General features: G+C 62.0%; 12 protein-coding genes. 4 read left to right on the top strand and 8 right to left on the bottom strand.

Annotated elements, in window-relative coordinates; all coding sequences use genetic code 11:
- Positions 1-424: 424 nt before the first annotated feature.
- The 8 genes from C1725_RS03940 to C1725_RS03905 all read right to left on the bottom strand — a co-directional run bounded on the left by C1725_RS03940 (position 425) and on the right by C1725_RS03905 (position 17,278).
- Positions 425-5,818 (bottom strand): MuF-C-terminal domain-containing protein, encoded by a 5,394-nt coding sequence (locus C1725_RS03940; RefSeq protein ID WP_102410374.1) that lies wholly within the window; start codon positions 5,816-5,818, stop codon positions 425-427.
- A gap of 87 nt (positions 5,819-5,905) precedes the next feature.
- On the bottom strand, positions 5,906-7,969 hold the full coding sequence (locus C1725_RS03935) for a portal protein (RefSeq protein WP_102410373.1): 2,064 nt from the start codon (positions 7,967-7,969) through the stop codon (positions 5,906-5,908).
- A gap of 150 nt (positions 7,970-8,119) precedes the next feature.
- Complete coding sequence (locus C1725_RS03930; protein ID WP_102410372.1) at positions 8,120-8,557, bottom strand: Imm63 family immunity protein; 438 nt, start codon at positions 8,555-8,557, stop codon at positions 8,120-8,122.
- Positions 8,554-12,594, bottom strand: coding sequence for a glycohydrolase toxin TNT-related protein (locus C1725_RS03925; protein WP_102410371.1), 4,041 nt, complete (start codon positions 12,592-12,594; stop codon positions 8,554-8,556). Before C1725_RS03925 ends, C1725_RS03930 begins: the two co-directional genes overlap by 4 nt.
- Positions 12,595-12,681: 87 nt before the next feature.
- Positions 12,682-14,889: a portal protein gene (locus C1725_RS03920; RefSeq protein ID WP_102410370.1), complete on the bottom strand. Its 2,208-nt coding sequence runs from the start codon at positions 14,887-14,889 to the stop codon at positions 12,682-12,684.
- Positions 14,890-14,920: 31 nt separating this feature from the next.
- Positions 14,921-15,481 (bottom strand): hypothetical protein, encoded by a 561-nt coding sequence (locus C1725_RS03915; RefSeq protein ID WP_102410369.1) that lies wholly within the window; start codon positions 15,479-15,481, stop codon positions 14,921-14,923.
- 26 nt (positions 15,482-15,507) lie between these two features.
- A complete protein-coding gene (locus C1725_RS03910) occupies positions 15,508-16,896 on the bottom strand; it encodes a phage terminase large subunit (RefSeq protein WP_102410368.1) in 1,389 nt (462 codons plus the stop codon).
- The gene (locus C1725_RS03905; protein WP_102413233.1) at positions 16,862-17,278 is read right to left on the bottom strand and encodes a helix-turn-helix domain-containing protein; all 417 of its coding nucleotides are present in this window, start codon (positions 17,276-17,278) and stop codon (positions 16,862-16,864) included. The genes C1725_RS03910 and C1725_RS03905 overlap by 35 nt, the downstream gene beginning before the upstream one ends.
- Before the next feature lie 300 nt (positions 17,279-17,578).
- On the opposite strand from C1725_RS03905, the gene C1725_RS03900 reads away from it, so the two are divergent.
- The 4 genes from C1725_RS03900 (at position 17,579) to C1725_RS03885 (ending at position 22,088) form a co-directional block, all read left to right on the top strand.
- Positions 17,579-19,159 (top strand): hypothetical protein, encoded by a 1,581-nt coding sequence (locus C1725_RS03900; RefSeq protein ID WP_102410367.1) that lies wholly within the window; start codon positions 17,579-17,581, stop codon positions 19,157-19,159.
- A gap of 37 nt (positions 19,160-19,196) precedes the next feature.
- Positions 19,197-20,021 carry a hypothetical protein gene (locus C1725_RS03895; protein WP_102410366.1) on the top strand — a complete coding sequence of 275 codons (825 nt, stop codon included), beginning with the start codon at positions 19,197-19,199 and terminating at the stop codon, positions 20,019-20,021.
- Positions 20,022-20,250: 229 nt separating this feature from the next.
- Complete coding sequence (locus C1725_RS03890; protein ID WP_102410365.1) at positions 20,251-21,078, top strand: hypothetical protein; 828 nt, start codon at positions 20,251-20,253, stop codon at positions 21,076-21,078.
- Positions 21,079-21,266: 188 nt separating this feature from the next.
- Positions 21,267-22,088 (top strand): hypothetical protein, encoded by an 822-nt coding sequence (locus C1725_RS03885; RefSeq protein ID WP_102410364.1) that lies wholly within the window; start codon positions 21,267-21,269, stop codon positions 22,086-22,088.
- Positions 22,089-22,143: the final 55 nt, after the last annotated feature.

Below are 22,143 nucleotides of genomic sequence, written 5' to 3'. Positions count from 1 at the left end.
AGGTGGTATAGATGACAAACATCGAGTTACTCGCGTTTCTCATCTCTATCGCCGGTTTAATGCTTAGCGCTTACGCGCTCGGCAAATCGAACAGACGATAAATTAAAAACCGCCTTGCAGTTGCAACCTGCTGGCGGTTTTATGGCCCTAAAGGCATAGGCCGTTTCGGTGGAGCATCCACCCTGAAAGGGAGCACCCTTCCTGCCTACATTGTACAGCACGCCCGCGCCCCTCGTCAAGAGGGGCGCGGTTCTTTTGTTCATGAACGCGCGCGCACTGAACGAAAGCTTTTACTTCTTGACATCCATTTGATTCTGATATATACTTATTAAGCCGATAGAAGCAAAAGCGTTTCGGACGTGCAGGAGGCGGGTTTCGGCATGCACCGTTTGCGTAATCGGCTGGCTCTGTGCTTTGCACAGGGTCATTTTTGCATATATGCTGTAACAAGCCAAAGTTTTTTATAACGGCTTTCACCGACAGCTTCTACTACGTAAATGGTGCCGTCAATTCTTTTCGAATACATAATCAGCCTGTCTGGTTGCCCATATTTGTCTAAATAGCCATATGTCATCTTCTCTTCATCTTTCACATCATGAACTAGTTCTATATTGTCGTAGTTTTTAATCACATATTCTACGCGTGCCACATCGTTTAGGTCGCTCATCGTTCTGTCGTGCTCACCGTTCGATCCATGGCGCCGTTCAACATGTTTAAAGAAGTTTGCATCGACCGCATGAACATATCCTGTATAGTCATCTCCCGTCAATTCTTTAATGTCATTGATCTCTTTTTCCAATACGGGTGAGATCGTAAGCCTTCCAAACTTCGCGTTCTTATCTGCGCGGTACATCTGCGCCATCTCCAGAATGCGGGGATCGACCGCGTTTTTGTAATTCCACATGCGTTCGATTTGCTCCGGCGTGTGCTTCTCGGTCGATTTGTCGATGTAGCTGCTGGGCAGCTTCTTCAACCCCTCTTCCGTTTTTTCCATCGGGGCTTCCGTCTCCGCGGCCTGCTCCATCAGGTTTTCTTCCCCGCCGGTTTCCGTCCGCGCTGTCGCATCGTTTCCATCCTGCGGATTGCCCGTTTCTTCGGGCATTTCTCTGTTTTCCAGGCTTCTGTCTTCCGTCAGCGCATTTGCACTTTCGTCCTCCGTTCCTCCCTCCGCGTCCTGCTCAACAGAAAATTGCTTCCCGGATGCATCTTTTCCGCCGTCCTGCGTAGACTGGTTATTGACATCCGAAGATATTTGTGGTATCATACGGATGTAGCCGTTCTTAGGTATGGACCCGAGCGATTGGAGCTCGGCATCCCAGCCGAAGGAGCGGCATTTTTTTGCGTCTACGTAGTAGATTTCATTGTCCGCTATGGCCTGCATAAACATGTTTTCCGCGTGGCTCTTGCCGTAGGCGCTCGTCGCGACGTGCGCATCCACGTACTCTCCGCCCAGGTGTCCCTTTGTATTCAGCTCAATCGGCACGACAATGCTGTTTCCTTTTGCATCCGGCAGCGACGTCATGACGACGATTCTTCCCGGCACGCTCTTCGACCCGATCACGGCCAGCGGCTGCTCCATCGCCTTGGGCAGTTGGCCCAGCTGCCTGATGGTCAGGCCGTGCTGGTTCTTGCCGTCGACGCGCCCTTCCTTGCCCATGACGAGCTTCAGCTTATCGGGCGACATGAGAATCGGCAGCTCCTTCACGCCGAGGACGCGCAGCACTTCGTTTGTATTTGAAATGTAAACCTGATCGTAACGCGGGAACGTGCCCTTCTGCACCTCGTCGATCTGCTGGTAAAAGCTCTTCTCGATCGTATACTGAATTTCGGGCAGGTTCCCGTCTGCTCCCTCGCCGCCGGCGAGGGTTTTCTTTTCGTTCAGCGTGTTTTCAAACAGCTTCTGCGCCTTGCGGATGTCCGCGTACTGCGGGTCGTTCCTGTCCACGCCGAGGCCCTTCACGAAGTCCTTGATTCCGTCGTAGATTCGCTGCGCCGCGTTCCGGTCCGTCCGCACCAGCCGGTCCACCGCCGCGCTGTCCGCGTAGATTACCTCCCGCGTCGCCTGCGCCACCAGCTCCCGCCTCGCGCCGTCCTCGTCCAGCTCGATCCCCGCGCGCGCATACGCTTCCGTCGTCTGCGCTATCGCCTCCGAAAGCGCCGCCTCGTCCGAACCGTACCGGCTTTCCAGCACGAACGCCGCGTACTCGTCGTAGCCCGCCGTCCCTTCCAGGTGGTGCGTCAATTCGTGCACGCTCACCGCCTTCACCGCCGACGCGCCGTCCAGCTTGCTGGAAAGCACCATGCGCCCGTTCTCACGGTCGTAGTACCCTTCGATCCCCGGCCCCAGCTTCTCAAACGTCACCTCCACGCCCGTGCGCCGCGTGAAGTCCCCGATGTACCGCTTCACCTTCCGGTCTTTCGTGTCGAGCCCCTCGTACGCCGCCGCCACGCCGCCCGCGCGCGCTGCCGCCTGCATCTGGATCGTTTCCATCGACAGCACGTTGTTCGCGACCGCCTGTGACAGGCTCTGCCTGCGCAGCTCGTTCATTCCCTGCTGCATCAGATCGTTGAGCTGCGTCTGCGCCTCTTGCGCCAGGCCCCGGTGCTCCTGCTCCTGCGCCCGCAGTCCATCCGCTTTCCCCTGCGCCTCGTCCCGCGCCTCCGCTTCCTTCTGAATCTTTTCGCCCAGCGCTTTCGAATCGCCCTCGCCGCTCAGAAGCTGCTCCGTCGCCTCCTGTACCTGCCGGTCGTGCTGCGCCGCCGTGCTTTCGTACTCCGCCGCCTGCGCCGCCAGCTTGTCCGCCGTCTCCGTCTCCTGCTTGTTCGTCTTCTGCGCAGACAGCACCTCGTCGGTGATGAGCTGGCCGCTTTGCACTCCCTGCACCGTCAGCGCGTCCGCTTCCGCCTGTACGCTCGCCTTCGACAGTTCTAAAAAGAAGACCTTGTCCACGTTCGGCGCTGCGCTGTCTGTGCTGGTCGCCGCAATCCCGGTTTCGGCCGGCGCGATGCCTGTCCCCGTGACCTCCGTTCCTGACATCACCGCGTCCTTACCCGTTACGTCGAAGTTCACAAACGGCATTCCGGTATTCCTGTTCGGCACCGCCATATTCGCGCCCGAGATTGCGATATCCGTTCCCGCGCTCGCTTCCGCACGCCACTCCGTCATCACGTTAGTGTACATATCCCGCGTGATGGGCTGACCGCTGCGCAGGATTTGTCCCGCAAGGCTTTGGGCTTTCCCGGAGCCCCTCATATAGATTGCCAGCACCGGCATAATGAGCGCCCCCATACAGCTTTCCCGCAGCGCCTGATCGAATATTTCTCCCGGATCTATCTCCTCCCCCAGCAGGTACGCGTCCAGTGTCTGCATCGTCGTCGACTCCACGAACTTAACCCCGCCCCCGGCACCCACCGCGAGCCCTGCGTATCCCAATGTTTTGCCGATCGTGCGCACCGCCGGCGCACCGATGTCGCTCACAGCCTTGTATCCGCCAATCCTCGACAAATCCTTTAGCTGCATCAGCCCCTTATAGCCCTCATAGTACAGCGTATCTGTCACCGCGGTTACGATCGCGTTCGCCACGCCTACCGATTGGCTGAGCTTCCAGTCGTGCGTCTCTCTGTAGACGCTGCCCGTACTCCGCCCGTATTCTATTACCCCGGGAACGCCAGCCGTTCCCGCGATCGTGGAACCCGTGACCGCTATTGTCCCTTTAATTAATGTCAGACACTCTATGCCCTCCGTCACGCCCTGCGCCACCGTATAGCCGAGGTATTCTGTCGGCGTCGCGTTTTCCATCATGTAATAGGAGCTGAGCTTCACTTCGTTTCGCAAATCCCCGCTCTTGTTTCGTATCTTTTCGCCCAGCCAGTTCATGTCCAGCCCCACGTCCGAGATGTCCCGCGCGGTTTCCACTTGATGGGTCCAATAAGCACGCTCGTCCTCGTCCGACATCCTGGCGATGATACTCAACATGTCCTCCCGCAAGTATTCCCGCCACCGCGTTCCGAATTTTCGGCGATATTTGTCCGTGTTGATGCCCGCGTTCTCTTCCGCTGCGCGCCCCCAGGCGCCGAAATAAATCGCATCCAGCACGCTTGCGCCCAAATTCAGCGTGCCGTCCTTTATGCCCCTTGTCATCGTCGTCCACAGTCCGACGCCCTCGTTGTCGCTCGTCTCGCGCACCACGTCCTCGCCCAGCAGGAAGTTCAACGCCGCGATCCCCAGCGTCACCGCGTTCCCGTCAGGCGGCGTATTCCACTTCACCTCCAGCCTTTGCCGCGCCGCCTCGTCGTACTGCGCGATGTTCTGCGCCGCATCCGGGTACGTTTCCCAGTACTCGTCCAGCTTCATCCCCATCGCCGAAGCGTAGCGTTCCTGCTCCTCGATCACCGCGCGCATTTCGTCATAAACCTGCGGATCGTTCATGGCGACGGAGGAAATCTGGTTCATCATGTCGTCGAAGACCTCGTCGCCCATCCCCATGCCGACGGGCTGCGCGTTGACGAAATCCAGCACCTGCTGGTCCTCTTCAGTCGCCATGTCCAGTGCCGTCCGGTGCAGTGCCCCCTCAACCATGGCCCTGAGGTTCGCCTTTTGTTCTTCCAGCAAGCGCTGCCGCTCGCGTTCCTCGTCGGCCTTGTTTTGCGCGGCCAGGTCGATGTAGGGCGTGTAGGCGTCAAGCGCCTCGGGGACCGCCTTGTAGTACGCGTCCAGGTTCTTAAAGCCGCCCTCACGCGCGCGATCCTGATCCTCGCCCATTTGCAGGAGCAGGCGCATCGCGTCTTCTTCGGGCAGGTAGGGATCGTTCGCAAAGTCACGCAGCTTCGCCGCGCCCTCGCCCAAGACATAGATCCCATTGTCATAAAGCTCAACGCCCACCCCATCGTCCTCCCGCAAGGCGATGACTCCGTCGACGAGGTCACGATGGTTTTCATACCATTGCGCGGCCCAGGCGTAGCTGTTGTCGTCCAGCATGTAGGCGCGCCCCTGCGTGTAGAGGAGCAGCGCCTGCTCGTCGGTGTATTCGCGCTCCTCGGGGCCCGCATGCGGGTTGCCCTCCCCGATCCGCCCGGTCTCGCGCTTCTCTTCGATAAACTTATTGGTGTTCTCCCATTCCTCCTTCGCCTTCGCGTTCTTCTCGTCCCGCTCATTTTCCAGCTCGTAGATCCGTTCGTTGATTACGTTCTGGGGTAGCCCCTGCGCGTACAGGGCGTCGATCGCTTCCGTACAGTCCCGTATGTTCTGCTGGCAGGTCTCGTAATAATTTTTATCGTTGTCGGCCTCCATCTCGTCCATAAGATCTTTAAAGGCACTCGGGGGGACACCAAACTTGCTAGAGCTGCCGCGCTCACCCTCCGGCGTCTCCCCGTCGGTTCCCATCTGCGCCGTCCCCGTGCCCGGGCTTGTCATCAGGCTCACCGGCGGCCCCGCGGGCGTGTCGTACATCTTCCCCGGCTTGTACGTGAAAACCGTCCCTTCATCGCCGGTCGCCGCCTGTTCAGTGGCGTCGGACAGGTTCTCCGTCTGCCCGGCTTCTTCCGCTTTCGCGTCGGCGATGTCCGCCGCCTTTGGGAGCACGCCTGCGTCCTCGGCGGATATGCCGCTGTTTCCCGCTGTCTTTGGCGCGCCCGCATTCTTCGGGCGCTTGCCCCCTTGGGCCGCCGCCTCCAGCGCGGCGTTCGTGTCCTCCTGCCCCGTCGTCGCCCGCGGCGCGTCCAGGCGCGCGCTCGTCTTATGCGCGCCCTTCGCCTTGTTTTCCGCCTGCCGTCTGCGCTTGAGCTCTTCTCCCCTGCGCTTCTTCTCTTCCTCCGTCATCCCGCGCTCTCCCCCTTTTTCGCTCGTGCTGTTAAACCCCGCCCCTGCTCTCCGCAGGGGCGGTCTTCGCATCCCTTCGCGCTTCCCTTACGCCTGCCCGGCCTGCATGCTTCCGAGCATCTGCGCCAGCGCCTGCATCTTCGCGTCCGCCTCCTGTTCCGGGCCCGCCGCGTCTCCCTGCGGCGCGGCTTCCGGCATCGGCTGCATTCCCGCTTCCTGCGGTGCGACCTCCGGCGGCTGCATTCCTGCGTCCTGCGGCACGGCCCCCGGTGTCGACTGCCTCCCCGCCGCTTCACCTCGCGGTGGGAGCTCCCCCTCTGGAGCGGCAACATCCTGTCGCCCTGCGGCAGCTTTGTTCTGGGCAGGCTTGATCATATCTTTTTGGGACATGAGCGCCCTCTTCAATCTTTCCGTCTTTTGGGCTTCCTGTTCGAGCATTCCCTGAAGCTGCTCGACGGCTCCCTGCAACTGCTGCATCTGCGTGCGCGTCTGGTCGGCCTCGCGCAGCGCCGAAAGCACCTCCTGCTTGTTGTCGATGCCCTGCAACAGCGACACCACCGCCAGCGGCGGCAGCGGCTGACCCGCCTGACCGCAAATCTGCGCCACCTGCAACACGAACTCGTTGTTCGCCTGAATCTGCAGCGGGCTCCTGCGCTGTATCTGCACGCGCACGTTGTACGGCGGCCGCTCGATCGCGCGCCCCGTGCCCATCGCGGCCATGCCAGCCTCCGCGCCGCCGAGCGCACTTTGCAGCGCCGCCGCAATGTCGGCCTCTGCTCCGTCGCCGTTCAGGCCAGCCAGCGCGCCCATCGCGCCGTCCTGTCCCGCGCCCATCGCGGGCATCGCCTGACCCGGCATCCCGGCCTCCGCGCCGTCCTGTCCCGCGCCCATCGCGGGCATCGCCTGTCCCGGCATCCCGGCCTCCGGCAGGCTCGGCCGCGCGGGCAGCAGCTTCACGTGCCGCGGCCGCAGCGTCCCCGCGCTGTCCTGCCCCGCCACCATGATGACCCGCTCCTCCGTGATCCTGTCCGACAGCACGTAGATCATCTGCTCCACCGCCTGGCGGAAGCTCTCCATGTACCCCGCCGTGTGCAGCCGCGTGATCTTTCCTCCGGCCTCCTGCAAGGCCTGTATCGCGCTCGCCGCCGTCACGCCCAGCCCCGCCTCGCCGCGCGAAAACTGGTTCTGCCCGCTGTCCTGCTTCATCGTGTCCACCAGGTACGCCATGAAGTTCATGATCTGCGGGTTCAGCGGCGCCGCCTGGAAGCTCCGCAGCGCACCCTCGTCGATCGCTCCCCGCGCCCCGATGAAGTCCCGGCTCCAGTCCGCCAGCGCCTTCCCGTCCAGACCGCTGTCCTCCCGGTAGATGAACCGCTGCCGGCTCGACGCCCGCGCGTTCTCGTCGATGTACCCCGCGTACCGGCACGTCGCGCGCCACTGATCCGCGTAGTCGTCCATCAGGCCGATTCCGAACGCCGACTCCTGCTGGCGGCGGTACCGGACCAGCACGACCGGGTAACGCCCGTGGCTGTACACGCTCTCATGGCTCCGGTACAGCAGCGCCCCGCCCGCGATCTGCGCCATGTGCACGCTGTAGCGCTTCGCACGCTTGTCGTACGTCCGCCACCAGTACTCGATCAGCAGGATCGGCGCCCCGCCCTCCGGCGTGTACCCCGCGCGCGGCTCCCAGTACGTGTCGCCCCCGATGTACCGCGCCTTCTCCGGGTAGTGCTGCTCGTACCACTCCCGCGGGTAGAACGCCGTCTTGAACACCGCCCGCCCCTCCTGTATGTCCGAAAACATCGGGTCCGGGTAGAAGCTCTCCATGTCCCACCGCTCGCATCGCGCCATGCCCCGCCCGTCGTCCAATTCTTCGTCCCAGAAGATTTGCAAGACCCCAGAGCCCGTCACCGCGCAGTCCTCCATCAACTGCGCGTACTGCTCGTCAAACGCGCTCTGGTACAGCGCGTAGCGCACCACGTCCGTCAGGATGTCCGCGCTCTCCTGCAATTCCGGGCGCTCCGGCATCATCTTCGCCTCCGGCAGGTTGTCCATCTGATCCGCCACCACGTTGTCCACCGTCGCGTTCAGCGTGTTCAGCCGCGGCGTCTCCCGCGGCGCAACGGCCAAAACAAAAAAACGTCGGGGCATTTTCTGCCTCGACGCCGCTGATGTATGGGGACAAAGTAGAACCGCGTCCCTCTTGATGAAGGGCGCGGTTCTTTTGTAGAAGAAGGTGAAGCGGGTTGCCGCCGCCATCTTCGGGGCGGCGGCAACCCTGCCTTTGTCTCACGAAATCCTTTAGAAGAGGTCTTTTCCCTTCCCATCATCAAATGGATGGTCTTTCAAAACCACCTTGATCTCCTTTAGGTACTTCGCGGCAAAATCCGGGTTAACGACTTCCAGCAGCTCCAGCTGTTTTTTCAAAAATAGCCGTCTAAAGTCCACATCGTCGCTGAAATATTTTTTTTCGGAAGCAACCGACATCGGCCATACGATGTCCTTAAACACCGGATATAGAATATCATTCACATCCGTGCTCTCATATTGTTCACCCGTCCGGCCATGATCCTGTACTACGTAATGATACTTGTTGTTAGCAATATAGACAGTACCTCCTTCGCCAAAAGGAACTGCACGTTTGCTGAACATTGGATATAGCTTTGAATCATCCTCCAAACCGATCTTCCTGCCCAACGTGAAGACGAGCTCCTTTAGCTCTTCAAAACTCAGCATCATCGTTCCTCCTTATAAGCATATCCAATAATATTCAATGTCAAAAGTTGTGATACGTTATACTCCGAAAGGTATTGGGTTCCCCCGCCAGGCTGCCCGAACCAAGGGCAAATCTCCCCCATCTTTATGCGCAGCGGCTCCTTTACGATAAATCTCGCATAGGGAGCCCCTTCCATAAATGGCGGCAGCGCTCTGGCTTCAAACGACGTACCTACCGGAGAAAAATAACTTCCCTTTTCACCGCCATATCTGTCGATGATCGTGCCCGGCTTCAACACCACTTCCACGTATTTGCCGTTGGTAAAGCCGTCGGTATTGGGGTCGCCCCGCTGACCCGGATAAATGGCATCGCCTGTCTCCTGCTCGAAGTACTTCGGGTCGTCGTAAACCGCCTTGTATTTCAGGTATAGCTCGTCGCTGGGCTTATAACCCCAGTTGCTTATCTTCGTCCGGTCGGCCTCGCTGATAACCGGCTTGCCGCCGCCATCATCCCCCTCCGCCGTCTCTGTCGCCTCTGTCGCCTCTGTCGCCTCTGTCGCCTCTTCCGGGTTCTCCCTCTCTTCGGAATCAGCGAACGTATTTTCGTCTTTTTCCATCTCGATTATATCATCTTTTACATTGTTTGTCTCTAGCCTTTCTTCGGAATCGGCAATATTTTTTTCGACGCCGGTTTCCTGCACGTCCTGCGCTTCCAGCGCCTGCACCGTACGCTTGGTTCCCTCTTCCAGACCGTATTGTGCGATATTCTGCCCCCACAGCTCGGTCATCGCCTCGCGCGCCTCCGGCTGAAGCTCCCTCAATTTGTGGTTAACATCCAAAACGGTGGGCAATGTCTTTTCTACTTCTGCCTTCGCCTCCTTATCCTTTTGATCCGCCGTATGATGCTGTTTATTCGCCTCACTCTCCAGCGATCCGGCTAACGCTTCGGCGCTCGCCTGTTCCTGAAGATTGCCCTTCAGCTCTATGATCGCCTGCACGTACCCATCCACGTTGTCATCCGTCGGATTTTGAAGCATCTCGTTCAGCCAGGCGTCCACATTGTCCGATGCCTTAATCGTTTCCTCCGCCAGAGCATCCGCTCGTTTGCGGGCGCTCTGCGCCGCGCCATCCGCTTCCTGTGCGATCGTGTGGCTCGCCTCTGCCTCTCCGTACATCGTAGCTTTCACGAAGTCTTCCAGCTGCGCGTCGTCTAGCGCTATGCGCATCCACTTTGTCGAACCGTCGTCACCTTCTACCACGGAGTCGATCAGCCCGACCGCCATATCATTCGTCTTCGGGCTCGCCTGATCGTTTCCCAGCGCCGCGGCAGCAGCCGCTATGTCCTCGGCCTTCTGTGAACTGCCTTCGTCTATCGGCTTGTCTATCGACTTGCTATTCCCTTTGAGGTATCCGATCGACTCCACGATCAAGCTGCTAAAGGCACCTTCTACGAAGTCATCCCACATCCGCTGTACATCGACGACGCCGCCCTCTCCAACCAATGGACGATCTGGGTCATAAATCAGCTTCTGCTGTAAGGATTGCAGCACAGGCTCTGCAAACTGCTCTACGGTTCCACCCAAGAGCGACACCAGTACCGCCCCTTCGGACTTTATGTTTTTGCCCTTGCTGGTGAAATATTTTATGAGGCCCTGGACTGCGTCTTTCGGCTCAACGCCCGTAAGCCTAGCGCCGGCATCAAAGATTCTCCTTACTACCGGTGAAATAATTCCAGCTACAGCTCCAGACAGTACAGCCTCATCGTAGGACGCGTTCGCCTCCAGCGCCAGCTCCACGCCATTCTTGTATTCAATCACGCCAAACCCGACGTCCTGCACGGCAAGGCGTCCTATCTGTGCCAGCCTTTCTGCCCCCGGCAATGAGTTTGAAAATGTATTGGCAAGAAACTTGCCGAATTTGCTGCCAGTCATAGCCAAAAGTGCCTGCGTCGTTAGATTCTGCGCAATACTCTTTAACGTCTGAACCGCCTTTCCACGTTCGCTTAGGTCTACATCCAGCGCCTCCTGAACGTTGCCTATCACATCGCTCGTAGAGCATATCCTGTCAAAGACGACGTCGAGCGCCCGCATTTGTTCCCACGTGATCGATCCGCCGTACTTGTCCTTGTTCGCCATATAATACAGGCTTGCCGTCGTGTAGGCCAAAGCGTTAACGGGCTCGACTGCCCCCTGTATCGCTCCGGAGGGAGCAGCCACCAACCCGCCCAAAACGTCTTTTACACTTTCCGTCTGATCATAGCCCGCGTCTTTTCCAATGATGGCTCTGGCGTAGAGATCGAGCACCTCCTCCGAGTCTATCGAGGGGAACTCCGGGTTGGTAATCCCCTGTATGATAAACTGTGAAAGTATCTGCTGATTCATTTGGGTGTTCTGAAAACTGTCGAAGTAATCGAACACCGCCCAATCCCAGAAACTTTTGTTCGTTTCCGCCGCTTTCAGATAATCTGCGTCGGTCAGTTCCCGCCCATCTGTAATGTTAAGGATTTCCCGCACCGTGTCGTCGCCGTGCTCCTTTGACAGCTCGATCATCGCTGCGGCCTCTTCCGGCCAGCGCGTCACATATCCAGCTTTCTCCATCCGCTCGTTCAGTTCCTGAACGAGTTCATCGTTCCCGTCTCTTTTTGCGGCTTCGCGTTCATAAAGCAGATCGAGCCATGCGTTGTCTGCGGTATTTCGCGCGTTCAGCGCATCCTGCGTTCGAGGCATGTGCGCCGTGTACAGCGCGCGCTCGCGGTTAATCTCCATGATCTTTTCGTTCAATTCCTCAAACAGGCTGTCTGCCTGCGCCGATAGCTCCCAATACTCGCGCCCTGAACCCCCCGTCCTGTACATTTTCTCGTTCAATTCGTCTATGTTTTGTTGGTACGTTTCGCGTAGGGCGTCTTCCTCCTTTTGCAGAGTATCCAGCTTTTCCCCTTCGTAAGTCCATATGACATACTCCTGCGTTTCCTCTTCCGGGAATGCCAGCACGGCCATTTCCCGCATTAACGAATCGCGCTCGGAGCGCATTTGGTCGATCTCGTTGCCCAGTTTTTTTCTATTTTTCCCGGAAGCACCCCGATACTCTTTTGTAACCTCCTGCAGGTCCGCGTTCAGTTCTTCAAGCGCTTGGTTCATCTCGACGATCTGCTCGCGTACTTGAACGTCCTCGACAAACGAGTAATCTCCCGCCCTGAATGCTTCGCGATTTGCATATCGCTTTTTCTGTTCTTCCACCTCTGAAAGCGGTTCCTCTTTCACGACCAACGAATCCGTCTCTGCGACCGGCAATTCCGCACTTTGATCGTCCTGTGTTTCTATTGGCTGCGTTTCGCTCCACTCCGCGTCCTCTGACGACGCTTCTGTATCGTCCGCTGCCGCGTTCGGGTCGGTCGTTGCCTGGGGCGTCGTGAGTGTTTCCAGCGTAGCCGCTTCCATCGTTTCAAGCGGCTTCGGCAAATCCGACTCGCCCTGGACTTCTTCCTCGCCGGGAACGCTGTCCTCTTCCAACCTTTGGGACGCTTCCTGCTGCTTCATGAGGAAATCCGGCAGCGTCTTCACGTCCGCCTCGCTCGTTGCGTCCGTTGCCTCCGTCGTTTCGCCTTGTCCATCCGCCCAACGCTTCTGCGTGGCGGTCGCCTCCGTCTGCGCAGGCTTCGTCAGCGCGCCGACCCACTCCGCCACCGCCTGCGGGCCCCGCAGCCGCGCCTGAATAAGGCTGTCCACAAACTGCTCGTCCATCTCCGGGTCGTGGCGCAAGCCCTCCGGCGGCTGCGGGCCGTATGGCTCCGTCGTTTGCGTTTCCTTTTCCCCGTTGGCGGCGATGCCCGTTGCCTTAGCGGATGTGCCGGTGCTTCCCGCTGTCTTTGGCGCGCCCGCATTCTTCGGGCGCTTGCCCCCTTGGGCCGCCGCCTCCAGCGCGGCGTTCGTGTCCTCCTGCCCCGTCGTCGCCCGCGGCGCGTCCAGGCGCGCGCTCGTCTTATGCGCGCCCTTCGCCTTGTTTTCCGCCTGCCGTCTGCGCTTGAGCTCTTCTCCCCTGCGCTTCTTCTCTTCCTCCGTCATCCCGCGCTCTCCCCCTTTTTCGCTCGTGCTGTTAAACCCCGCCCCTGCTCTCCGCAGGGGCGGTCTTCGCATCCCTTCGCGCTTCCCTTACGCCTGCCCGGCCTGCATGCTTCCGAGCATCTGCGCCAGCGCCTGCATCTTCGCGTCCGCCTCCTGTTCCGGGCCCGCCGCGTCTCCCTGCGGCGCGGCTTCCGGCATCGGCTGCATTCCCGCTTCCTGCGGTGCGACCTCCGGCGGCTGCATTCCTGCGTCCTGCGGCACGGCCCCCGGTGTCGACTGCCTCCCCGCCGCTTCACCTCGCGGTGGGAGCTCCCCCTCTGGAGCGGCAACATCCTGTCGCCCTGCGGCAGCTTTGTTCTGGGCAGGCTTGATCATATCTTTTTGGGACATGAGCGCCCTCTTCAATCTTTCCGTCTTTTGGGCTTCCTGTTCGAGCATTCCCTGAAGCTGCTCGACGGCTCCCTGCAACTGCTGCATCTGCGTGCGCGTCTGGTCGGCCTCGCGCAGCGCCGAAAGCACCTCCTGCTTGTTGTCGATGCCCTGCAACAGCGACACCACCGCCAGCGGCGGCAGCGGCTGACCCGCCTGACCGCAAATCTGCGCCACCTGCAACACGAACTCGTTGTTCGCCTGAATCTGCAGCGGGCTCCTGCGCTGTATCTGCACGCGCACGTTGTACGGCGGCCGCTCGATCGCGCGCCCCGTGCCCATCGCGGCCATGCCAGCCTCCGCGCCGCCGAGCGCACTTTGCAGCGCCGCCGCAATGTCGGCCTCTGCTCCGTCGCCGTTCAGGCCAGCCAGCGCGCCCATCGCGCCGTCCTGTCCCGCGCCCATCGCGGGCATCGCCTGACCCGGCATCCCGGCCTCCGCGCCGTCCTGTCCCGCGCCCATCGCGGGCATCGCCTGTCCCGGCATCCCGGCCTCCGGCAGGCTCGGCCGCGCGGGCAGCAGCTTCACGTGCCGCGGCCGCAGCGTCCCCGCGCTGTCCTGCCCCGCCACCATGATGACCCGCTCCTCCGTGATCCTGTCCGACAGCACGTAGATCATCTGCTCCACCGCCTGGCGGAAGCTCTCCATGTACCCCGCCGTGTGCAGCCGCGTGATCTTTCCTCCGGCCTCCTGCAAGGCCTGTATCGCGCTCGCCGCCGTCACGCCCAGCCCCGCCTCGCCGCGCGAAAACTGGTTCTGCCCGCTGTCCTGCTTCATCGTGTCCACCAGGTACGCCATGAAGTTCATGATCTGCGGGTTCAGCGGCGCCGCCTGGAAGCTCCGCAGCGCACCCTCGTCGATCGCTCCCCGCGCCCCGATGAAGTCCCGGCTCCAGTCCGCCAGCGCCTTCCCGTCCAGACCGCTGTCCTCCCGGTAGATGAACCGCTGCCGGCTCGACGCCCGCGCGTTCTCGTCGATGTACCCCGCGTACCGGCACGTCGCCCGCCACTGGTCCGCGTAGTCGTCCATCAGCCCGATCCCGAACGCCGACTCCTGCTGGCGGCGATACCGGAACAGCACGAACGGGTAACGCCCGTGGCTGTACACGCTCTCATGGCTCCGGTACAGCAGCGCCCCGCCCGCGATCTGCGCCATGTGCACGCTGTAGCGCTTCGCCCGCTTGTCGTACGTCCGCCACCAGTACTCGATCAGCAGGATCGGCGCCCCGCCCTCCGGCGTATACCCCGCGCGCGGCTCCCAGTACGCGTCGCCCCCGATGTACCGCGCCTTCTCCGGGTAGTGCTGCTCGTACCACTCCCGCGGGTAGAACGCCGTCTTGAACACCGCCCGCCCCTCCTGTATGTCCGAAAACATCGGGTCCGGGTAGAAGCTCTCCATGTCCCACCGTTCGCATCGCGCCATGCCCCGCCCGTCGTCCAATTCTTCATCCCAGAAGATCTGCAAGACCCCAGAGCCCGTCACCGCGCAGTCCTCCATCAACTGCGCGTACTGCTCGTCAAACGCGCTCTGGTACAGCGCGTAGCGCACCACGTCCGTCAGGATGTCCGCGCTCTCCTGCAATTCCGGACGCTCCGGCATCATCTTCGCCTCCGGCAGGTTGTCCATCTGATCCGCCACCACGTTGTCCACCGTCGCGTTCAGCGTGTTCAGCCGCGGCGTCTCCCGCGGCAGCGTGTCGTCCTGCAGCGCCCGCAGCCTTCTGCACAGCCGCGCCTGCTCGTGCACGTTCCGGTGCTTCCCCCGGAATTCCTCGAACAGCGAGAGCCCTTGCTTCAATATCGCCTCGTCCTCCGCGCTCAGCGCCTGCGTCTCCAGCACCCGCGCGCTCTCCCATGTCTCCATCATCTTTTCCGCTCCTTTCGTGTGTCTCCCCGCATCAGGTGCACTCCCGCAGCCCGTGCATGTTCTCGATGCCCGCCGTCAGCAGCCCCTCCGGCCGCAGGCGCAAAAACGCCTCGTAGTACCGCTGGCGGTAAAACTCCGCGCGGTTTTGCCGCCCCGCGCTGCCGTTGGACAATAGCCGCCACGTCGCGTAGTCCGCGAGCGCCCCGTGCACCCACGCGGGCAGGCGCGGCGTGTCCCTATCCGCCAGCAGGTCCGGCTCGTCGTGCACGTACACCACCTCGATTTCCTTCCCGCCGCCCGCCGCGCCCGCCGCGATTTTCAGCATCCCGTCCTCCAGCGAGTACGGCACGCGGCGATCCCCGCAGCGCACGTCCTCCACGCCCAGCGCGCGCGCAAACCGCGCCGCGCTCACGCCCTCCACGGCCTCCCGCGCGTCCAGCACCGCGCGGCTTCGCGGCCTGTACCCCCGCTGCACCGCGTAGTGGTACCCCTCGTTCACGTACTGGTCGATCAGCGCGTCGAACTCCGCGATGTCCTCCGCGTTCTCTCCCGCCTGCTCCAGCACCCGTTTCTTGATCTGCCCGAACGTCATTCTGTCTGCCTCCTCGTCGTTTTTTATCATCCCAGCGGGTCGTAGCCCGCGCGCGGCTGCGCCTGCGCCGCCCCCGGCGCGATGGGCCGGGACATCAGGAAATAGCGCGTCTCGTCGTAGATGTGGTCTTCCCCCTCCGTGTCGATGTCCTCCACGCGCCGCCCGTCGTACACCAGCGCCGGAAACGTCCGGATGAAGTCCCGGCAGGTCGTGAACACCTGCATCATCGGCCGCCCCGCGGCGTCGAACTTCAGCCGCTCGTGCACCTGCGCCTTCCCCGGTATGCGCGCGTTCACCGCGGGCGCGAAGTACAGCCCCGGCGACGCCGCCCGCATCTGCTCGTACACGCTCGTGCCCCGGCTCCCGTCCCAGATGCTCGGGTCCGCCACCCCGAAGAACCGCACGCCCTCCCGCCGCTCGTCCGCGATCCCCTCCTCGATCATCATCGCGATCTCGCCCGGCGAGCGCCGCACCCCCACGTTCGCCGCGCCCGTGCAGCCGTAAATTTCCCGGTAGCGGTACACCTCCCCGCGCTCCCCCACCGCCCACACCCCGCACGAAAACGGCCTGCTGTAGCCGTAGTCGAACGAGAGGTAGCGCGGCCAGTGCGCCGGTATCTCAAACGGCGCGACCACATGCGTTTGCAGCCGGTCGCCGTAGTGCGAGGGATCGTTCACCCATTCCGGGAACGCCTGGCCCTCAAAGGCGTCCCAGCGCCCCAGCAGCAGCGCGTCCCGCAGCGCCGGGGGCTTCTGCTCCAGCTCGAAGATGTAGTCCTTCGTGATGTGCGGGTTGTCCGTCGCCAGCGCCGGGATGTACTGCACCGTCCGCTGCTGCGTCTCCCCCAGCACCTCCGAATACACCGGCATCGCGTGCAGCGTCCCCTGCGGCGCCGAATCCACAAAGCGCTGCCGCACCCACGCGTGCCCCGGCCCTCCGGGATTCGACGTGCACCGCACCACCGGCCGGATGCCCAGGCTCTTCCCCGCTCGCACGCGCGTTCGCAGGTACTCGTACGTCTCCTGCTGAAAGTGCGTCAGCTCGTCGATGTACAGCCAGTGGATCTCCGCGCCCTGATACCGCAGCTTGTCCGTCGCCTCGTGGTTGCAGTGGCAGAACCGCAGCGCCGATCCGTTTACCAGCCGGTACGTGTAGCTCGACGACGTGTACCGCCCCAGCTCCGGCGGGATGATCCGCCGCGCCGTGGCGATCAGGTTCTTTTCCAGCTCCTGGTACGTCTTGCGGAACAGGTACGCCTCCGTCCCCGGGTGCTTCAGGCACCGCAGCAGCGCGTCCCACACGCACGCGTAGCTCTTCCCCCCGCCCGCCGCGCCCCCGTACAGCACCTCGAACGCCGTAGACCCGTGGAACATCCGCTGCTTAGCCGTCGGCTGGTAGCTCAGGCGTATCCGCATGCTCCTCCACCTCCCCGATCATCCCGATCTCGCATCCCTCCAGCTCCACGCGCACCCGCTGGTCCCCCAGCGTCTTCAGCCCCGCCCGGTCCAGCAGGTCCCGGCACGCCGCCAGGCACGCCGTCGGGTTCTCGCTCAAAAGCAGCTCGATCTCCCGCCGCGCCGCCCGCAGGCTCGCCAGCTTCACGATCCGCGCCGTGTCCCGCGTCGCCTCCTCCGTCAGACGGTCCACATACGCCTGCACCGCCGGGCGCCGCAGCATCCGCGACACCGTGCTCTGCGAAATCCCCAGTTCCTCCGCCGCCTCGCGCTGGCTCTTCCCCTCCGCGTAGTACAGGTGCGCCGCCCGCCTCTCCCGCGGGCCCGGCCCCTCCGTCCGCATCGGCTCCTCCCCCTTTCCGCGCCGTCCGCGCTCGCGCTCAGGCGTCGTGATTGCAATTTTTGCGCCCTATGTTTTACCAACATTTCGATTTTTTTCAACCACAAAACAGAAAATTTTCCCACAAATTTTGGTTGACACCCGCCTTTTCGGGCCGCAAAGCCCGCCAGTGCGGATGTCAACCAAAATTTCCGTATTTATTTTCATTTTCGAGTTGAAAAAAGGGGCCTATGTTGGTAAAACACTGGGCGCAAAAAGCGGGCCACCCGAAGGCGGCCCGCAGAGCAGAAAGGATGGGAACCCATGAGAAACTTGAACGACGACAAGAACAAACGCGAACAAATTTTGACCGACGGCGAACAAAAGCAGCGTTTTAGGGAGGGTTTGCACAAATTTCCGCAGAATATTACCGCTGGAAACCCTGCCCAGAAGCGCATGGCGATCGACCAGAGCGTCCTGGCGAAGCGCGGGCGCGACGCGGCGAGGATGCTGGGCGTCGAGCACCTGAACGCAAGCGAGCTGGACGACTTTCTCTTCCACGATCAGCACGACTTCTTGAGCGCCGTGCCGGAAAGGAACGCGCGGGGCGTCTACGTGCCGCGAACGCAGGACGAGCGCCGGTTCGTCGCCTTCAACGAGCTGGCGCGGCTGCAGCTCGCCGCGAAGGACGGGGGCAAGGGACTGTCCGGGGCCTCGGTCTACGCGCCGCAGGAAGAGGAGGATGCCGGGAAAGCGCTGCTGGCGGAGCTCGCCGAAAAGGGCTGGCCCTTCGCGGGCATAGCCTCCCGCAGCAAGACCCCGACGGAGGACGACGCGGCCCCGCAGCCCATGCCGCTGCGCGCGCCCGACCCGCAGGATGTGCACACCCCCGAAGCACCGGCCGACGACACGCCCCCGCGACCCATGCCGCTGGGCACGCCCAGTCCGGTCGCGACGCCCGCCCCGACCGACACGCCCGACCCGACCGAGCAGCAGGAAAACGCAGAGGAACAGGAGGCGACGACCGGCAAGGGCAGCACGTCCGCCAGCGAAAAAAAGGACAAGTTGATCGCAAATCTCGAGTTGTTTCTGGGGCGAAAGCTCACGACCGAGGAAATGACGCTTCTTACGGGGCCCACGTATAAGGGGGAGAGCCTTCAGGCGCCCTCGACGCCATCCTCTGGTGCGGCGCTTGACATTCTTCGACCGGACAAAAACGGGGAGGTGACCTTTTACGACAAGAATCGCTCGCAAAAGCTCGACGACAAATACGCCGGCCTCGCGCAGGAAGTTCGCAAGCATCCGCACGACACCATAAACGCGCTTAGGTCGCTGGGCCAGTCGGAAGACGGCGTATTTTACCACATCCCCAAGACAGAAGAATCGCAGCCCTACATCGATAACATGCTGCTCTTCTTAATCAGCGAAGGCTATGACATCCCCAATCCCTCAGCGTATCAGGATATTCGTTTTCTGGACAACATGGAAAACGGTTTTACGATCGTATTCAACAGCAACGCCGACGCCAACTTCAAGGTCAAGGATGGCGAGAACGCCCCGACCGATGTGTATACTTATTCATTTAAGATCAAGGAACACATCAACCCCGAAGCGGGAGACGTTGCCGATTTTATCGGCAATCCGGCGTTTAGCATCCTTCAATTTTTATACAATGCGTATCGCATGAGCCAGGGTCTGCAGCCGATTGACACGCCTGTCCTGTCACAATTTCTCGATATGGAAAGTCTGGCGCAGATCCTGCCCCGTGCCAAACCGTATGCGTACACCCTCGAGTGCATCGGCGGCACGCACGACCGCTATGAATGGGATTTTGTCCATCACAGATACAAATCGTCCACGGTTGACAAACACGGCTCCGTCAATACGCTGCGTCCCCTTTCCTAAATCCAAAAATAATGTATCGCAAAGGAGGCCCTCCGCCATGTCCACATCCCCGTCCGCTGCCCGCCCCTCCGCCTTCGCGCCCGTGCGCGCGGCCTTTGCCGCCTTCCGCGCGCGCCCCCTCGCGCTGCTGCCCGCGCTGGGCGCGTGCGTGCTCGCCTACGTCTTAAGGTGGGTGTGCAACTACTTCCTGCCCCCGCTGATTCCGGACACGAACCTCCTGCTGCAGCAGGCCGTGCGCTATGCCCTCGCCGCGCTCTCCATGCTCATGGACACAGCCGCCGCGCTGTACGTGCTGCGCGTCTTCGTGCGCGGTGAGCGCCCCGGCCTTTCCACGCTCATAGAGCCCCTGCGCTGGCCCGCCGCCTATCCCAAGGCGCTCTTCGTGCAGATTCTCTTTCCGGTAATCTTCCTCGCCCTCTCCGTCTTGCTTTCGGTTCTCTGTGCCAGCTTTAAAGAATCGACGCAGGTGGTTCTCATTCTCCTGTTCCTCCCTGTGCTCATCACCGTCAGCCTGTGCTGGTTCGAAGGTTCGACCGTGCTGCTCGCCGTCACGCGCGGCAAGTGCCGCCTGCGCGATTTCTTCATGTACCCCGCGCGCTCCATCGCCTCCTTCTTCGCCCTCTTTCTGTGCCTCGATCTGCCGTTCCTCGTCGTCTACTCCATTCCCAATCTGCCCGAAATTCTTGCGGCTTCAACCTTTGAGCAGTTGACTTTCCAGGTTCAATCCCTCGTGCAGTCCAGCGCCGCCCTCACCCCCAGCGCGGTCGTCCCCATCATCCTTTCTCCCCTCCGCTTCCTCCTGTTCTACACCGCGCTCGGCTTCCTCTACGAGCGGGCTGTGCCCGCCTCCACTTCCGAATAAGCGCCTTCCGCGCCCTGCTTCCCTGCGCGCGGCCGCTGCGGGCGCTCTACCTCCGAACGGGCCCCTGCGGGCTGTGCCCGCTGCCGCCTCCAAATAAGTTCCGTCCGCGCCCCCGATTCCCCGCGCGCGGCCGCTGCGGGCGTCTCTCTCCAAAAAACAAATAGCAGGGAAACGTAATCCGTCCTCCCTGCTCCACTGTACACGCCGAACCCCGAAGGAGGCCCCCTCCATGTCCGCATCTGCGTCCGCATCCCAGTCCTCCGCCTTCGCGCCCGTGCGCGCGGCCTTTGCCGCCTTCCGCGCGCACCCCCGCGCGCTCCTGCCCGCGCTGGGCGCGTACCTGCTCACCCAGGCCGTGTGTCTGCCGTGCGGCTTCCTGCTCGATCGGGTGCCGGAATCAATCCCCCTGCTGCATTTGGTCGCGGAGTTCGCCCTTCGCGCCCTCATCGCGCTCGCGGATACAGCCGCCGCGCTGTACGTGCTGCGCGTCTTCGTGCGCGGCGAACGCCCCGGCCTTTCCACGCTCGCGGAGCCCCTGCGCTGGCCTTCCGCCTATCCCAAGCTCCTCCTCGTGAAGTTCGCCTCGCCTCTGTTCTTCTTCGCCGTCACCGTCCCTATCGCGCTCTTCTTCGATGTGGGCCGCTCGTCCTCCTTTGCGTTTCTCTCCTTCCTTTCGCTCCCCCTGTTCATGCTCTATCAGATTTGGACGGAAAGCGCGACTGTGCTGCTCGCCGTCACGCGCGGCAAGTGCCGCCTGCGCGATTTTCTCGTGCGGCCCGCCCGCTCCTTGGGCTCCCTGTTCGTCCTCGCCGTGATCTTTGAGCTGCCGACGCTGCTCCTCCCCCTCGTCTTTGCCCTGCCCCCGACCGCTCTCTTCCAGTCCTACGAGCAGATCGACGCGCTGCTTCCATCCATCCTGCAGGCGGTCAGCGCATCCCCGTCCCGCCGCCTCGCGCTGCTCATTCTCGGGCTCCTACCCCACCTTCTCGCCCTCCCGCGCTACGCCGCGCTCGGCTTCCTCTACGAGCGGGCTGTGCCCGCTGCCGCTTCCGAATAAGCGCCTTCCGCGCACCGATTCCCCTAAAGAAAAAAGTAGGGGGAACGCAATCCGTCCTCCCCCTGCCGCCCACCGATGGCCACCGCACCCTGGCCAACTCTGTCGTTTTTTTCCAGCCAGCCGCGGGCATCCGAGGCGGGGCGCGATCCGGGGGGCGGGGAGATGTGTAGAGGAGCCAGCCCCCCGCCATGTCCGCATCTCCGTCCGCTGCCCGTCCCTCCGCCTTCGCGCCCGTGCGCGCGGCCTTTGCCGCCTTCCGCGCGCGCCCCCTCGCGCTGCTGCCCGCGCTGGGCGCGTGCGCGCTCGCCTACGTCTTGGAGCAGGCGTTCAACTATCCGCCCACGTTGATCCCGGATTCGAGCTTTCTGCTGCAGCAGGCCGTGCGCTACGCCCTCCTCGTGTTCTCCACGCTCGTGGACACAGCCGCCGCGCTGTACGTGCTGCGCGTCTTCGTGCGCGGCGAGCGCCCCGGCCTTTCCTCGCTCATAGAGCCCCTGCGCTGGCCCACCGCCTATCCCCGGGCCCTCTTCGTGCATGTTTTCTACCCGGTGATCTTCCTCGCCGTCGCCATCTTGTTCACGGTTCTCTTCTCCATCTTCGGCAAGTCAGCGCAGATGTTTCTCGGCAGCCTGCTCATCTTTATGATTTCCGCCGTAGACGTGTATTGGTTCAACGGCTCGACTGTGCTGCTCGCCGTCATGCGCGGCAAGTGCCGCCTGCGCGATTTCTTCGTGTGCCCCGCGCGCTCCGTCGGCTCCCTGTGCGCCATCTTTCTGTGCGTCGATCTGCTGATCGTGATCGTCGCCTTTGTCCCAATACTGCCCGTGATTCTTGCAGCCCCGACCTTCGATCAGGCGACTTTGCAGATTCTAGCCCTCGTGCAGTCCACCGACGCCCTCACCCCCTGGACGCTCGTCGCCAACATTCTTTCCATCCTCATCTCCCTCCCGCGCTACGCCGCGCTCGGCTTCCTCTACGAGCGGGCGGTGCCCGCTGCCGCCTCCAAATAAGTTCCTTCCGCGCTCCGATTCCCCTAAAGAAAAAAGTAGGGGGGAACGCAATCCG

This window comes from Beduinella massiliensis, from assembly GCF_900199405.1.
GTDB classification, from domain to species: domain Bacteria; phylum Bacillota; class Clostridia; order Christensenellales; family Aristaeellaceae; genus Beduinella; species Beduinella massiliensis.
The sequence above is the reverse complement of the archived record's forward strand: the minus strand, read 5'-3'. Positions and strand labels throughout refer to the sequence as shown.

Bases quoted from the DNA above. Each gene is read 5' to 3' on its own strand.
- C1725_RS03940 (WP_102410374.1), bottom strand. From the start codon at position 5,818: ATGACGGAGGAAGAGAAGAAGCGCAGGGGAGAAGAGCTCAAGCGCAGA.
- C1725_RS03935 (WP_102410373.1), bottom strand. From the start codon at position 7,969: ATGCCCCGACGTTTTTTTGTTTTGGCCGTTGCGCCGCGGGAGACGCCG.
- C1725_RS03930 (WP_102410372.1), bottom strand. From the start codon at position 8,557: ATGATGCTGAGTTTTGAAGAGCTAAAGGAGCTCGTCTTCACGTTGGGC.
- C1725_RS03925 (WP_102410371.1), bottom strand. From the start codon at position 12,594: ATGACGGAGGAAGAGAAGAAGCGCAGGGGAGAAGAGCTCAAGCGCAGA.
- C1725_RS03920 (WP_102410370.1), bottom strand. From the start codon at position 14,889: ATGATGGAGACATGGGAGAGCGCGCGGGTGCTGGAGACGCAGGCGCTG.
- C1725_RS03915 (WP_102410369.1), bottom strand. From the start codon at position 15,481: ATGACGTTCGGGCAGATCAAGAAACGGGTGCTGGAGCAGGCGGGAGAG.
- C1725_RS03910 (WP_102410368.1), bottom strand. From the start codon at position 16,896: ATGCGGATACGCCTGAGCTACCAGCCGACGGCTAAGCAGCGGATGTTC.
- C1725_RS03905 (WP_102413233.1), bottom strand. From the start codon at position 17,278: ATGCGGACGGAGGGGCCGGGCCCGCGGGAGAGGCGGGCGGCGCACCTG.
- C1725_RS03900 (WP_102410367.1), top strand. From the start codon at position 17,579: ATGAGAAACTTGAACGACGACAAGAACAAACGCGAACAAATTTTGACC.
- C1725_RS03895 (WP_102410366.1), top strand. From the start codon at position 19,197: ATGTCCACATCCCCGTCCGCTGCCCGCCCCTCCGCCTTCGCGCCCGTG.
- C1725_RS03890 (WP_102410365.1), top strand. From the start codon at position 20,251: ATGTCCGCATCTGCGTCCGCATCCCAGTCCTCCGCCTTCGCGCCCGTG.
- C1725_RS03885 (WP_102410364.1), top strand. From the start codon at position 21,267: ATGTCCGCATCTCCGTCCGCTGCCCGTCCCTCCGCCTTCGCGCCCGTG.